This window comes from Mycolicibacterium chubuense, from assembly GCF_001044255.1.
GTDB lineage: Bacteria > Actinomycetota > Actinomycetes > Mycobacteriales > Mycobacteriaceae > Mycobacterium > Mycobacterium chubuense.
The window spans coordinates 60,770-74,735 of record NZ_JYNX01000019.1; the positions used below are offsets into that span (position 1 = coordinate 60,770).

Here is a 13,966-nt window from a genome sequence, read left to right on the forward strand (position 1 = left end):
CCGCGGGACCCGTCTCACGGCGCGCGCAGGTACTCCAGGGCCGTCAGCGTGTACAGCGCGGCGCACCGCAGGACCTCGTCCTCGTCGGCGTAGTCGTCGATGCCCGCGGACCAGGTCGGCTGGGGCCCGTAGCAGAGCGCCTGCACACCCTCGCGGCGCCAGCGGCTGGCATCGCTGGCGGGCAGCCGGATCGCGTAGGTCGGCGCAGCGTCGATGACGGCCCGGGAGGCGACGCCCCAGGCGCGGGTCAGCGGCGCGTCAGGCGCGGTCCAGTTGGCGTCCCAGCCCTTGAGCCGGCGAACCCGCACCGACTCGATGTCCGCGACGGCGTTCTCGACCATGGCCAGCGCGTCGGCTGCGGGAATGCCGGGCGGCAGCCGCAGGTCGACCTCGGCGGTGGCAGCCGTGGCCATCTGGCCGACGAAGGTGCCGGCCGTCAGGGTGCCGACGTTCGCCGTGAGGACCAGCCCCGGATCCGGGTCGCCCCCCGACCTGGCCATCGCGGCGAGCTCGGCAGGCAGCGTCCCGGTCCGCCCGGTGAGGTCGTCGACCCGGGCCACCGCCTCCGCGATACGCGCCGAGGCCGAGCGGCCGCGCTGCACGGCGGACGAGTGACCGGCAGGCCCCTCGGCGGTCAGCGCGACCCACAGCACGCCCTTCTCACCGAGCGCGAGACGACGGAAGCCGGGTCCCTCGCCGCAGATGAGCGCGTCGCCGAACAGATCCGGGTGCTCGCGCAGCAGGAAGGCCGCCCCGTTGTCACCGAACACCACCTCGTCGCTGACCGCGGTGAACGTGATCCTGCCGCGCCAGGCTCCCTGATGTTCGGCGAGCAGCGCCGCGGCCGTGACCATGGCGGCCACCGCCCCCTTCATGTTTCCCATGCCCAGCCCGTAGAGCCGTCCGTCGGCGCGGGTCAGTTCCCACACCGGTTGACTCCAGGCGGACTCGTCGCCGGGCGGCATCGTGTCGAGGTGGACGTTGAGGACGAGGTGGGGGCCCGGTCGGCCGGAGTCGAGCTCGGCGATGACCGACGGCATGGTCTGGACGAGACGCTCCTGATGGGAGCCGATGCCGCGGTCCGTCAGAGCCCGCGTCACCACGTCGGCCACCGCGCGGGTGTCTCCGTCGGGGTTGACGCTGGGGGCGGCCACCAGTTCGGCGCACAGCGCGACGATCGCTTCGCGCTGGGCGTCGACACTGTCTTGTACCTGCGCCGTCAGGTCGTTCACGCTCATGCCGATCCTCGGGTGTCGGTCTGGCGTCGCCAGTCGGCGATCGCATACGGGCCGGGGTCCGTGCCGGCCGCGACGACGGCGCCGAACAGGTCGGCGCCCGCCTCGCGCGGCACCACCCGATGCCCGCGCGCGGACAGCGCGTCGCTTCCTGGGTGGCCCTCCTCGATCAGCAGGTCGCCGTCCTGGCTGCGCCATCGCAGCGCGCCGACGGCGTCCGCGAGCGGGGTTCCGGTGATCGTGGTCGCGGCGAGCACCTGTAGCAGCGTCTGCACCTGACCGTCGGCGCCCGGGGTGGCGATGCCGAGCACGCCGGCGGGCGAGGTCACCATCGCCGGCGCGAGCGTGTGCACCGGCCGCTTGCCCGGCGCCGCGGCGTTGTCCCCGTCGGTGAAGCCTGCGGCCCGGTTGTTCAGCACGATGCCCAGCTCGGGCACGAACACGCCGGAGCCGAAGTCGTCGAAGACACTCACCAGCGACGAGACGACCTGACCCGTGGCGTCGGCCGTGGCCACGCCGGCGGTGTGCAGGTAGGCGCGGGGGCCTGCGCGTCCCGAGGCCCGCTCGAGGTCGACCGCGAGGTCCAGATCGAGAAGCGAGGCGCCGCTCGCGCACGACGAGCGGTGTTCGAAGGCGGCCCCGGTGACCTCGACCAGGACGTGGTCGTCGATAGGCACGCCCTGGGTGTGGAGTCGACTCACCTGCTGCAGCGCCATCGCCAGCAGCACGCCCTGCGACATCGGCGGCTGGACGTGGACGCGTCCGGCGCCCCAGTCCACCACCACCGGTGGCGGACACGGAGTCTGGTGGTCGGCCAGATCCGCCAGGGCGAGCGATCCGCCGCAGCGGCGCACGGCGTCGACGACGGCCGCGGCGCCGGGCCCGCGGTAGAAGGCGTCGCGTCCCTGATTGGCGATGCGTTCGAGCAGGTCGGCCAGCTCGGGCTGCAGCCACGGACCGCCGTGCGCCGCGGCCGACAGCAGCGACCAGTCTCCGGCGCCGCCGTCCTCCAGGCGTGCCCGCTGCTGGGCGACGGACTCGAGAAGGTCTGCGTCCGGGACGATTCCATCGCGTGCCAGCTCGATCGCCGGGGCCAGGACGACGTCCAGCGGCAGTCGTCCCCAGCGCGCGCTCATGGTCGCCCAGCCGTCGACGAGGCCGGGAACGGTCACCGAGGTGCCCCCGGAATCGTGCGGCGCCGCGTCAAGACCCTGCGGACTCAACCCGGTCCCGTTCACCGCGGCCACCTGGTCGCGGTCGTGCACGAGCGCGAGCAGGTCGCCACCGAGCCCGGCCGCCTGCGGCAGCACCACGCAGATCACCGCCTGCGCGGCGACCGCGGCATCGGCCGCGCTGCCGCCCTGCTCCAACATCTGAATGGCGGCCTGCGTGGCCAGCGGGTGCGCCGTGGAGGCAGCGCCTCTGGCTCCCGAGGCGAGCGTGGCGCGGTGGCCGGACTGGGGCAACGGAGGTCTCCAGGGAAGTCGTGGGAAGGGCTTGCCAAATGCGGCGCTGAGATAGAATATAAATCATCCCAACAGCAATGTGAAGGAGCGAGGATGACTCAGACTGTGGCCACGGTGAGCGCAGTCGGGACGCCTGACCTGGTGCAGGCCCCCGATATGTCGCTTGCGGTCGCCGAGCTCATGCTCGCAGAAGTCAAGGCCCGCGCGTCGGCCAAAGGTCTGCGGTTGGCCGCAGCCGTCGTCGATCGCGGCGGCAACCTGGTGGCGGCCATGCGCATGGACCACGCCCAGCTCGGCGCGAGCTCGCTGGCCCTCGACAAAGCGGTGACCGCAGTTTCCTTCGGCATGCCGACCGCGGCCTGGACCGAGAGCAGCGCCCCCGGCGGCAGCGACTGGGGACTGGCGCACACCCTCGGCGGCCGGGCGATCGTCTTCCCCGGCGGCGTCCCGGTGTTCGCCGGGACGCACCTGGTCGGTGGGCTGGGCGTCAGCGGAGCCGCGTCCGAGACCGACGCGGCCTGTGCCGCGCTGGCCGTGCAGGGCGGGGGCCTCGACGTCGATGCCGGGGAGACCGCGTGAGCGGCGTCCTGGTAGCGGGCGGCGCGACGGGCATCGGAGCGGCCGCGGTCCGCGCCTTCCGTCAGCGTGGCGACCGGGTGCTCCTGGCCGACCGCAACGAGGAGGCCGGCAAAGCCCTTGTCGCCGAGGATCTTCCGGGCGAGGCCGCGTTCCTGCGCAGCGACTTCGCCGAAAGCGACGCAGCGGAGGCCGCCGTGGAGGCCGCGGTCAGCTTCAACGTCGGATCGCTCGACACGGTCTTCTACAACGCGGCAGTGCTGGAGGCGCGGCCTCTCGGCGAGTGGACCGCGCAGGACTGGGACCGCAGCTCGGCGGTGAACCTGCGTGCGCCGTTCCTGATGTCGCAGGCCGCCGCTCCGCACCTCCGCAAGTCCGAGACCGGCCGGATCATCCTCACCTCGTCCACGGGGGCGTTCCGCGGGCACGCCGGCATGCCGGCCTACCACGCCACCAAGGCGGGACTGCTCGGCATGGTTCGCGCCCTGGCCGACGAGTTGGGGCCCGACGGCGTGACGGTCAACGCCGTCTGCCCCGGGTGGGTGGACACCCCCTTCAACAGCACGTTCTGGGGTCACCAGCAGGACCCCGCCCGCGCCCTCGAAGAGCTCACCGAGCAGATCCCGCTGCGGCGGCAGGCCGACCCCGACGACATGACCGGTCTGCTGCTGTTCCTCGCCTCCTCCGCGTCGTCGTACATCACCGGGCAGGCCCTGGTGATCGACGGCGGCTACACCTCCGTCTGAACAGGTGCGTGCATGACGACTGTCGAGATCTATCCCAATCCCGCCGCCCGGCCGGCGGTGCCGACGGCCGGTTTCGCGCCCGCAAGCCGGGTGCCGCTGGAGACGCACAGGACCCTGCCCGGCTACGCGCCCACCGAGCTGCGCTCGTGCCCCGGACTCGCGGCCCGGCTCGGCGTGCGCACCGTGCTGGTCAAGGACGAGTCCGAACGCCTCGGCCTGCCGTCGTTCAAGATCCTGGGCGCGTCGTGGGCCGCCCTGACGACGGTGCAGGCGGCGTGGGGCGGTGAGACGGACGGATCGCTGTCCGTCGAGACGGTGCGCGCCTCCATCGGCTCGACGGCCGGTCGCGGCCTGGTCGCGGCCACCGACGGCAATCACGGTCGCGGAATCGCTCGCGTCGCAGCACTTTTGGGCTTGGAGGCCACCATCCTCGTGCCTGCGGGCACTTCGCAGGCACGTATCGACGCGATTGCGTCGGAGGGTGCCGCGGTCGAGGTCGTCGACGGCACCTACGACGACGCGATCGCCGCCTCGGCACGACTGGCCGACGACGACCATCTCGTCGTGTCGGACACGTCGTGGGAGGGATACGAGGCGGCCCCCCGAGCCGTGGTCGAGGGCTACTCGACGATGTTCTTCGAGATCGACGACGCCCTTGCCGCGCAGGGTCTGCCCCAGCCCGATGTCCTCGTCCTGCAGGCCGGGGTGGGCGCGTTCGCCGCCTCCGGCCTGCGCCACTTCCGCGACGGCCGTCCGCAGCCGCCGGCCACCGTGGTCGCCGAGCCGTCGACCGCCAACTGTCTGATGGCCTCCGCCCGCGCCGGCGGACTGACGCTGGTACCCGGACCGCACCGGTCCTCGATGGCGGGGCTCAACTGCGGCATGCCCTCCGAGCTGGTCTGGCCCCTGCTGGCCGCCGGCACCGACGTCTTCGTCGGCATCGGCGACGACTACGCCGAGGAGGCGATGCGGGCGCTCGCCGACGAGGGCATCGTCTCGGGCGAGTCGGGCGCGGCGGGACTCGGCGCTCTGCTGGCGCTGGCCGAGCGCGGTACGCCCGAGGAGCGGTCTGGCGCAGGGCTGCACGCAGATGCGTGCGTGCTCATCGTGAACACCGAGGGCGCCACCGATCCGGCCAATTACGAACGCGTCGTGGGCCGTTCGGCCGCTGACGTCGCATCAGCTCGGGACCACCTGGTCGTCGGCAACGGCGCTGACCACCGTCACCACTGAGGAGCACGCGCATGTCCCACACACCGGAGACGGTCGAGGCCAGCCGCCTCGAAACCAGTCACATCGACGCCATCGACCCAAGCCAGCGCCACGGCACACCGCGCGACCTGTTCACCGTCTGGTTCTCGGGAAACCTGAGCATCGGCAACGCCATCTTCGGCGCGTTGGCGATCATCGTCGGCAACTCCTTCTGGTGGTCCGTCGTGGCCGTGCTCGTCGGCAACGTGGTCGGCGGCACGTTCATGGCGCTGCACTCGGTGCAGGGCGCGCGGCTGGGTGTCCCCCAGCTGATCCAGAGTCGCGGGCAATTCGGCTTTTTGGGCGCGCTCCTGCCGGTGGTGCTGGCGGCGTTCCTCTACTGCGGCTTCTTCGTGGTCACCGCGGTGCTGGGCGGGCAGGCGCTCTCGGCGGCGATGCCGGGCACGTTCAGCGTCAACGGCGGTCTCCTCCTGTTGGCACTCCTGAGCCTCGGCATCGCGCTGCTCGGCTACCGCGCGATCCACTTCGCCGCCAAGTGGGCGATCTGGCCGCTGGCCGCCGCCGTGGTCGTGGTCACCGTGGGCTCGATCCTGCACGGCGGCGTCGAGCTCAGTGCCGGCTCCTTCCAGGCCGGTCCGTTCTTCACGGCCGTCGGCCTGATGGCGACGTTCCTGCTGACCTACGCCCCCTACGTGTCGGACTACTCGCGCTACCTGCCCGAGAACAGTTCCGCGACGGCATGTTTCGGCTGGACCTTCAGCGGGGTGTTCGTGTCCGCCACGTGGTGCAATCTGCTGGGTGTGGTGCTCGCCGCGCAGATCGGGGGCACCGACATGTTCCTGGCCACCCGCGAGGTGGTCGGTGTCGAGTGGGTCGCTGTGGTGACGCTGTTGGTCACCGCACTGGCCATCGCAGGCAACAACGCGTTGAACCTCTACGGCGGCATGCTGAACCTGATCACCGCGATCTCGTCGTTCAAGGACGTGCGACCTTCGGTGCTGGTGCGGCTGGGGTTCCTGCTGCCGACCTTCGCGATCGGACTGTGGCTCGGCCTCAACGTCACCGACAACTTCTCCGCCGAGCTCACGAACTTCCTGTCGTTCCTGACCCTCGGCTTCGTCCCCTGGGGCGCGATCAACCTGCTCGACTTCTATCTGGTGCGGCACGGCAGCTACGACGTACGAGCGTTCTTCACCCGCCGCGGCGGCGTCTACAACCACGACCCGGCCACCTGGACCTACGGCGGGTTCAACTTCCAGGCACTGCTGGCCTACGCCATCGGGGTGGCCGTGTCGCTGCCGTTCGTCACCAACGGCTGGTACGCCGGCCCGATCGCGGAGAAACTCGGCGGCGCGGACCTGTCCTGGGTGCCGGGCCTGATCGTCACCGGTGCGGTGTACCTCGGCCTCACGAAACTGGCTGGTGCGCAACGCCGTCACTCCGTCGTCCCACTGAACACGGCGGTCCCGGGAGGTGCCCGATGACGACCCTGCTGGAGGGCCGCACGGCGGTGATCACGGGGGCCGCACGCGGCATCGGCCTGAGCATCGCGACCCGGCTGGCCGCCCACGGCGCGCAGGTGGCGCTGGTGGACCTCGACGAGGAGCAGACGCGGGCCGCGGCGCGTGGCGTCGAGGAGTCGACGGGCGGCCGCGCGCTGGGCCTCGCCGCGGACGTGACCGACGCCGCGCATCTGCGCCAGGCGGCGGACGCGATCGAGGCCGAACTCGGTCCGGTGAACGTGGTGGTCCCCAACGCCGGCATCCTGGTGCTCAAGACCGCGCTCGACATCACGCCGCAGGAGTTCGACGCGGTGCTGCGCGTCAATCTGTTCGGAGCGTTCCTGACCGCGACCGAGTTCGCGCGCCGGATGCCGAGCAGCGATGCCGACGGCCGGATCATCTTCACCTCGTCCCTGTTCGGTCTGCGCGGTGGAGTCGGCAACGCGGCCTACGCCGCTTCGAAGTTCGGCATTCTCGGGATGGCGCAGAGCATGGCCGCCGAGCTCGCCCCCTCCGGGATCCGGGTCAACAGCGTGTGTCCCGGCCAGATCGAGTCGGCGATGATCCGGCAGCTGTTCGAGGACCGCGCCGCCGCCAACGGCACCACACCGGAATCGGAGCGTTCGGCGTTCGCCCGTCACATCCCCCTGGGCGGCCTGGGCGACCCCGACGACGTGGCCGACACCTACGTCTACCTCGCGTCGCCGCTGAGTAGCTATGTCACCGGCCAGCACATCGTCGTCGACGGTGGCTGGACAGTCGGTTCCGCCTGAGGCGCGGATGAAGAACGACAGGTGGGTCGTGTGGTCGATGCTGACCCTGTCCTTCACCACCGGGATCCTGGACGCGGCAACCTATCTGGGGCTCCACGGTGTGTTCACGGCGAACATGACGGGCAACCTCATCTTCATCAGCCTCGGAATCACCGGCGAGGCAACGGTTCCCGTGTTCCGGGCTTTTCTGGCACTGGGTGGGTTCGCGATCGGAGCGGCCGCGGCGGGCCGGTTGTTGCGGCCCGGGTTCGGTGACTGGCGCATCCCCGCCAGTATCCTGTTCGTCGGCGTGACGCTCGCGGCCTGCGCGCTCGCACACGGGCTCAGCACCGGGAGCGCACTGGTGCTGGACGCACTGACGGTGGCCCTCGCCTTCGCGATGGGCGTGCAGGCGATGGCCGCCCGTCGGGTCGGCGTCGGGGACGTCACGACGGTCGTGGTGACGTCCACCCTGGCCGGGCTGATGGGCGAGAACCGGTTCACCGGGCGGTCGGCCGATCGTGCCCTCACCCATCGTCGCGCCCTCGCGGTCGCGACGATGGGTGTGGGCGCGGTGGTGGGCGCCCTGCTCATGCACGTCGCGGTGGAGGTCGCGATCGCGGTGCCCGCTGTGCTGACGTTCGCCGTCGCGGCAGTGCTGACCGTGCGCGCCCGTAAGGCCACCCGATCAGCCGAGCAGGTCGGTGAGGTTCTCGACCGAGCTTCCCATTGACGCGCGTAGGGAACCCAATCACCCTGCTTGACAAACACTTTCACCGGACAGCGGGCAGCTGCCCACGCCACCGACGGTGAAGGTCGCTCGCTGCTTCCGAGATCATCGGCGCATCAAATCATCGCCAAGACGGGCGGCGCCATCTATGACGCGGACGTAACTGAAACTGCGGATGGCGAGTACATCCGACCTGAGCGACAGGGGTCCACAAGCCGCGGGCCACGGTGAATACACCCGAACCCTATCCAGAATGCGAACACAGTTATTCGGTGTGGGATAGCTGGCAAATCACACCCAGGAACATCGGCAAACCTATCTCGTTGCGCGTGCAACCACCGTTCGCAAAACCAGCTATTCGAGCCGCCGCCCTGTGGGAGACTTTCTCCAGCAAACATATGAGGTCGCATCTGCGATTTCCGTCACGTCGCCCCGAAGCGGGCTAACACCCCACCGCGCGGCTGCCTTGGGTTTTCTGAGCACCATTGGAGTTGGATCATGCCTGTAGCAAATACCGCTTCGCAGGAACGCAAATCTCCTCCATCAATCCGACCCGTGCGTCGTTCGACCACCGATCCTGCGCGGTACGTCGGTCGAGTCGGCGCGCTGGCGGTCGCGCTCGGTATCGGTGCCGCGCTGGTCGGCATGCCGGGTGTCGCGTTTGCCGACACCTCCGACTCCACCACCTCGCAGTCATCCGCCAGTGACGCGGCCGGTACGGCACGACCGTCGGTCGCCCATCCCCGGTCCGCGCGTCGCACGTCGGTGGGCAATCCCGAGTCCGCCGATGCGCCGAACACGGGGCGGCGGCACTCCCGCACGACGCCGACGAAGCGCGCCGACACCGGCAAGTCCGATACCAACGGCCCGGCATCGCGACGAGTGAACGATGCCACGCGCGCGGACGATCCGGGTACCGACGGCGCCGGCGACACCACGGCGCGGGCGACACGCAACCTGCCACAGCCGACCGAGGCAGCCGTCGAGCCGGCGGCGACGTCACCAGCCTCGGCATCCCGGACGCCCAAGCGCCTCTTCACCGCGGGTCGCGCGACGCAGGAGACCTCACCGATCCCCGCCGAAGCGTCTGCCCCCGACACCACAACGGTTGCCGTCAAGGTCCTCACGACGCTCACCACGAATCGGTCGACACGTCCGAAGCCGGCGAATCCGGCGCAGGCCGCGCTGCTGTCAACCTTGCTCGCATGGACCCGGCGGACGTCCGAGTCGACGGCCGATCCCGCCACCGGCGTCACGAACACCGGCGCCCCGATTGCCGCGCAGGCGGCTGCCACGACACCGGTCACTGTCGGCGCCGGCTCCACCGCGGGCGTCCAACTGCCCGCGGTTGCCACGGTCTTCACCCTGCGCGGCATGAACGTTCGGGGAACGTCCTACGATCCGATGCCGAAGCAGTACGGCAGCATGTTCGCCAAGGCCCCCTACACGATGGTGGCGTTGAACTACTCCGCCGCCTGGAACCGGACGTCGATCACCGAAGGCGTCCAATTGCTGGATGCTGCATTGGCTTCCACACCCGGCGACATCATCGTCATGGCCCACTCCGAGGGCGCGCAGGTCGCCTCCCGGTGGATGCGCACCTACGCCAACGACCCGACCAGGGCGGCGCTGGCCAGCCGAGTCACCTTCCTGCTCAGCGGTAACCCGCTGCGCTCGAGCCAGGGCGGCGGGGGCCAGATGATCGGGTTGTGGGAGAACGACGGCACCCGAGCACTTGCGACACCGACGACCACGCCGTGGCCGATCATCGACGTCGCCCGCCGGTGGGACGGCTGGGCCGACTGGCCCGACGACACCACCAACAAGGTCGCCGTCCGCAACGCGACGATCGGCATGACGCTCTTCCACGCGAACTACAACAACGTCAACCTCTACGACCCGGCGAACACCGTCTGGCACAACGGCAACACCACGTACGTCTTGACTCGCGAGAACAAGCCACCGCTCATCACCAGCTACTTCAGGGCCGACCCCAACTTCGTCAGCGTCGTCAGAGGGCAGATCGAGGCGGCATATCACCGCCCGCCCAACGACATTCCCGTCCCCGTCGTGCCCACGACGAGCACCAACTACCAGAAGATCCTGGTCAAACTCGGTATCCCGAACGCCGCCCCGTCGCGGTCGGCCGTGACAGCCTGAGCGCGGAGCGTCCAGTGCGCCCGCCGGTGAAGATCACGCCGCCACATCCGGGCTCTTCGTCGCCGTAAATCACTGCGGAAATCGTTTAGCCCCCTCTGCAGCGCGGACGTAACTGGATTTGGGGACGGCGAGCGCACCGGTTCAGGGAAAAGTGGGGCGAAAAGCTGCGGGGCCACGGTGAACGCGTCTGCAGGTTTCGAGCCGTCACAACCCAGCTATCGGATGCGCGGTAGCTGGCAAACTACTTTCTGAGCAAGCTGGCAGCCAGTGTTTTTTGCATATGCAAGTATTGCCATCAATCGGAAAGTTCAAATGTTCGCGTGTGGCAGACTCTGACCGGGAAAAACATGTGGTGACGGTTGCGAACGTCGTCAAGCCGCGCCATAACGAGCTAATACCGCACCGCGCACGTCCCCTGGCGCTGCGCATACCACCGGAGTCTGATGGCATGTCTTCAGCAAATTCATATTCAGCTACCTGCAACTCGTCGCAGGAAATGAATGACGGGAACATCCTGGGGTCAGTCCACCGCGGGCATCGTTCGACCAGGGATTCTGGGCGGTACATCGGACGAATCGGCGCGCTCGCGGTAGCGCTCGGTATCGGTACCGCGCTGGCCTCGATGCCGGGTGTCGCGTTCGCCGACACCTCCGACTCCACCACCTCACAGTCGTCCGCCAGTGACGCGGAAGGTACGCCACGACCGTCGGTCGCCCATCCCCGGTCCCCGCGTCGCACGTCGGTGGACAGCCCCGAGTCCACCGATGCGCCGACCACCCAGCGACGGCACAGCGCCACCTCGCGCGCGACGGCGACGAAGCGCGCCGACAGAGGCCAGGCCGAGACCGACGGCCCGACGCCGCGACGAGCGGATAACGCCACTCGCGCAGTCGATCCGGGTGCCGACGTTGCCGGTGGCACCACGGTGCGCGCGGCAAAGGAGACCTCACCGAACCCCGTCGGAGAACCTGCCACCGCTACCGAAACGGTTGCCGTCAAGGTCCTCCCGACGCTCACCACGAATCGGTCGACACGTCCGAAGCCCGCGACTCCGGCGCAGGCCACGCTGCTGTCCACCCTGCTCGCATGGACCCGGCGGGCGTCCGCACAAACGGCGGATCCGCCCACCGGCGGTGCAAACACCAGCGTCCTGACCACCGCACCGGCACCGCAGATCGCCGCTGCCGCCAGCACCTCCTCGGGCATCGACCTTCCCGCGAGCGCGACGGTCTTGACGTTGCGCGGAATGAACGTTCGGAAGACGTCCTACAACCCCATGCTGAAGCAGTACGGGGGCATGTTCGCCAAGGCCCCCTACACGATGGTCGAGGTGAAGTACTCAGCCGCCTGGAACCGGACGTCGATCACCGAAGGCGTCCAGTTGCTCGATGCTGCACTGGCTTCGACGTCCGGTGACATCATCGTGATGGCCCATTCCGAGGGTGCTCAGGTCGCCTCCCGATGGATGCGCACCTACGCCAACGACCCGACCAGGGCGGCGCTGGCCGGCCGGGTCACGTTCCTGCTCAGCGGTAACCCGCTGCGCTCGAGTCAGGGCGGCGGGGGCCAGATGATCGGCTTGTGGGAGAACGACGGCACCCGAGCACTTCCGACGCCGACCACCACTCCGTGGGCGATCGTCGACGTCGCCCGCCGGTGGGACGGCTGGGCCGACTGGCCCGCCGACACGTCCAACAAGTTCGCGGTTCGCAACGCCAGGAAAGGAATGACCAGTTTCCACTTCAATTACAACAACGTCGACATCTACGACCCGGCGAACACCGTCTGGCACGACGGCAACACCACCTACGTGTTGACTCATGAGAACACCCCGCCGATCATGCGCTCGCTCTTCGCCAACCCGAACCTCGCCAGCGTCCTCAGAGGCCGGATTGAAACCGGATATCAACGCCCGACCAACGACATCGCCGCCCCGTCGCGGTCGGCCGTGACAGCCTGAGCCTAGGCAGTCATTCGAGCGCGAAGTCGACCGCAGCCTGCGCATGCAGCAGCGTGGTCGGGAACACCGGAAACGGCACGTCGTCGGCGCCGAGCAACAGCTCGACCTCCGTGCAGCCGAGGATCACACCCTGCACCCCGGCCATGCGGCCGATGACCTCGCGGTAGACGCGGCGCGATTCGTCGCGAACCACGTTGTGGCACAACTCCTCGTAGATGATGCGGCTGACCTCCCGACGATCGTCGGCGTCCGGTGTCACGACGTCGACGCCGTACGCGGCGAACCGCGAGACGTAGAAGGACCGCTCCATCGTGAACGCGGTGGCCAGCAGCCCCACCCGCGACAGGCCTGCAGCCGCCACGGCGCGCGCGGTCGTGTCGGCGATGTGCAGCAACGGAAGCTCGACGGCGGCCTCGATGGCCGCGGCGACGTAGTGCATGGTGTTGGTGCACAGCACGATCGCGTCGGCGCCCGCCGACTCGAGCCGCCGGGCCTCGTCGGCCAGGCGGGCCGCGACCGCGTCCCAGTTCCCGTCGAGCTTGAGCGCCTCGATCTCGGCGAAGTCGACCGATGCGAGAAGGATTGGCGCGGAATGCAATCCGCCGAGACGATCGGCGACGAGCTCGTTGATCACGCGGTAGTAGTGGGCGGTGCTGACCCAGCTCATGCCGCCGATCAGGCCGAGTGTCTTCACCCCGGACATGCTACGAGCGCAGCGACACGCCGGCCCTGGTGGCACGGCTCCCCCACCTGGTGACACCAGGGACCGACGCGTCTGAGGAAAAGGCTCCGCTCAACCCCTCACTGCGCGCGCCTTGACAGTCATTGCGAGAGAAACCAAGAGCATCGTACATAAACATCGGTGTTTCTGAGAGACAACAAAGTTCTTGAAAAGGAAATGACTCGCACGTCCACCGGAGGGGACCCTGGCCCGCCTATACTTTCGACACAGTCACAGCACCTGCGAGATCATGCGACGCTGCCGAGGTCAGAGGGGGAACCCCGTGGTCGAGCGGCTTGCGTCCGGTCGCCATCACCTCAGTCGCGAAGAGGTGACGGCCCACCAGAAGCAGCGGTTGTTCAAGGCCCTCGCCACGGTGATGACCGCCAATGGTTACAGCAGCACCACCGTCGACGACGTCATCAAGGAGGCGAAGGTCTCCCGGGCCACGTTCTATCAGCATTTCGACTCCAAGCAGGACCTGTTCGTGGCCGGCTATGCGCGCATGCAGCGTCATGTCATCGATGACATCCTCACGGTCCCGGAGGTCGGCACCCCGATGCAGCGGTTCGCCGCGATGCTCGAGCGGTACCTCGGCTTCATCGCGCTCGATCCGGCCACCGCGCGGCTGTATCTGGTCGAGGTGTACGCCGCCGGCCCCGACGCCATGCGGCGGCGGATCGAACTGCAGCAGGAGTTCGTCGCCGGCGTCGTGGAGATCTTCGGTGCGCGTAGCGACTCCGACCGCTTCGCCTGCGAGGCGCTCGTCGCCGGAATCTCGACGCTGGTCACCCATGCCCTGAGCACCGGCGACGCCGACGCGGTCACCGGGCTGTACAAGCCCGTCCTCGACTACACCGATCGGGTGATCGGCCGCGCTCCCGTCACGGATGCATGATGGTCCCA

General features: G+C 69.1%; 12 protein-coding genes. 9 read left to right on the top strand and 3 right to left on the bottom strand.

The features are described from left to right. Positions 1–14 precede the first annotated feature (14 nt). Both MCHUDSM44219_RS04490 and MCHUDSM44219_RS04495 read right to left on the bottom strand, forming a co-directional pair. Complete coding sequence (locus MCHUDSM44219_RS04490; RefSeq protein ID WP_048417025.1) at positions 15–1,238, bottom strand: M20 family metallopeptidase; 1,224 nt, start codon at positions 1,236–1,238, stop codon at positions 15–17. Then, positions 1,235–2,701, bottom strand: coding sequence for a gamma-glutamyltransferase (locus MCHUDSM44219_RS04495; protein ID WP_048417026.1), 1,467 nt, complete (start codon positions 2,699–2,701; stop codon positions 1,235–1,237). The genes MCHUDSM44219_RS04490 and MCHUDSM44219_RS04495 overlap by 4 nt, the downstream gene beginning before the upstream one ends. A gap of 93 nt (positions 2,702–2,794) precedes the next feature. On the opposite strand from MCHUDSM44219_RS04495, the gene MCHUDSM44219_RS04500 reads away from it, so the two are divergent. The 8 genes from MCHUDSM44219_RS04500 (at position 2,795) to MCHUDSM44219_RS28375 (ending at position 12,339) form a co-directional block, all read left to right on the top strand. Continuing rightward, positions 2,795–3,280 (top strand): GlcG/HbpS family heme-binding protein, encoded by a 486-nt coding sequence (locus MCHUDSM44219_RS04500; RefSeq protein WP_082162041.1) that lies wholly within the window; start codon positions 2,795–2,797, stop codon positions 3,278–3,280. Further along, positions 3,277–4,023, top strand: coding sequence for an SDR family NAD(P)-dependent oxidoreductase (locus MCHUDSM44219_RS04505; protein WP_048417028.1), 747 nt, complete (start codon positions 3,277–3,279; stop codon positions 4,021–4,023). The genes MCHUDSM44219_RS04500 and MCHUDSM44219_RS04505 overlap by 4 nt, the downstream gene beginning before the upstream one ends. Positions 4,024–4,035: 12 nt before the next feature. Continuing rightward, positions 4,036–5,256 (top strand): diaminopropionate ammonia-lyase, encoded by a 1,221-nt coding sequence (locus MCHUDSM44219_RS04510; RefSeq protein ID WP_082162042.1) that lies wholly within the window; start codon positions 4,036–4,038, stop codon positions 5,254–5,256. Positions 5,257–5,267: 11 nt separating this feature from the next. After that, on the top strand, positions 5,268–6,719 hold the full coding sequence (locus MCHUDSM44219_RS04515; protein ID WP_048417029.1) for a purine-cytosine permease family protein: 1,452 nt from the start codon (positions 5,268–5,270) through the stop codon (positions 6,717–6,719). Beyond that, positions 6,716–7,510, top strand: a complete 795-nt coding sequence (locus MCHUDSM44219_RS04520; protein ID WP_048417030.1) for an SDR family NAD(P)-dependent oxidoreductase — start codon at positions 6,716–6,718, stop codon at positions 7,508–7,510. Before MCHUDSM44219_RS04515 ends, MCHUDSM44219_RS04520 begins: the two co-directional genes overlap by 4 nt. A 7-nt stretch (positions 7,511–7,517) precedes the next feature. After that, positions 7,518–8,222, top strand: coding sequence for a YoaK family protein (locus MCHUDSM44219_RS04525; RefSeq protein WP_048417031.1), 705 nt, complete (start codon positions 7,518–7,520; stop codon positions 8,220–8,222). Positions 8,223–8,774: 552 nt separating this feature from the next. After that, positions 8,775–10,379 (top strand): PE-PPE domain-containing protein, encoded by a 1,605-nt coding sequence (locus tag MCHUDSM44219_RS28370; protein WP_053081185.1) that lies wholly within the window; start codon positions 8,775–8,777, stop codon positions 10,377–10,379. 280 nt (positions 10,380–10,659) lie between these two features. Continuing rightward, positions 10,660–12,339 carry a PE-PPE domain-containing protein gene (locus tag MCHUDSM44219_RS28375; RefSeq protein WP_082162045.1) on the top strand — a complete coding sequence of 560 codons (1,680 nt, stop codon included), beginning with the start codon at positions 10,660–10,662 and terminating at the stop codon, positions 12,337–12,339. A 10-nt stretch (positions 12,340–12,349) separates the two neighbouring features. Here the strand turns inward: MCHUDSM44219_RS28375 and MCHUDSM44219_RS04540 are convergent, their stop codons facing one another. After that, a complete protein-coding gene (locus MCHUDSM44219_RS04540; protein ID WP_048417112.1) occupies positions 12,350–13,033 on the bottom strand; it encodes an aspartate/glutamate racemase family protein in 684 nt (227 codons plus the stop codon). Between the two features lie 310 nt (positions 13,034–13,343). Between MCHUDSM44219_RS04540 and MCHUDSM44219_RS04545 the strand changes: the two genes are divergently transcribed. Beyond that, the gene (locus tag MCHUDSM44219_RS04545; RefSeq protein ID WP_048417032.1) at positions 13,344–13,958 is read left to right on the top strand and encodes a TetR/AcrR family transcriptional regulator; all 615 of its coding nucleotides are present in this window, start codon (positions 13,344–13,346) and stop codon (positions 13,956–13,958) included. Positions 13,959–13,966: the final 8 nt, after the last annotated feature.

Coding starts and splice junctions, on each gene's coding strand:
- MCHUDSM44219_RS04500 (WP_082162041.1), top strand. CDS start 2,795: ATGACTCAGACTGTGGCCACGGTGAGCGCAGTCGGGACGCCTGACCTG.
- MCHUDSM44219_RS04515 (WP_048417029.1), top strand. CDS start 5,268: ATGTCCCACACACCGGAGACGGTCGAGGCCAGCCGCCTCGAAACCAGT.
- MCHUDSM44219_RS04510 (WP_082162042.1), top strand. CDS start 4,036: ATGACGACTGTCGAGATCTATCCCAATCCCGCCGCCCGGCCGGCGGTG.
- MCHUDSM44219_RS28375 (WP_082162045.1), top strand. CDS start 10,660: ATGCAAGTATTGCCATCAATCGGAAAGTTCAAATGTTCGCGTGTGGCA.
- MCHUDSM44219_RS04490 (WP_048417025.1), bottom strand. CDS start 1,238: ATGAGCGTGAACGACCTGACGGCGCAGGTACAAGACAGTGTCGACGCC.
- MCHUDSM44219_RS04520 (WP_048417030.1), top strand. CDS start 6,716: ATGACGACCCTGCTGGAGGGCCGCACGGCGGTGATCACGGGGGCCGCA.
- MCHUDSM44219_RS04525 (WP_048417031.1), top strand. CDS start 7,518: ATGAAGAACGACAGGTGGGTCGTGTGGTCGATGCTGACCCTGTCCTTC.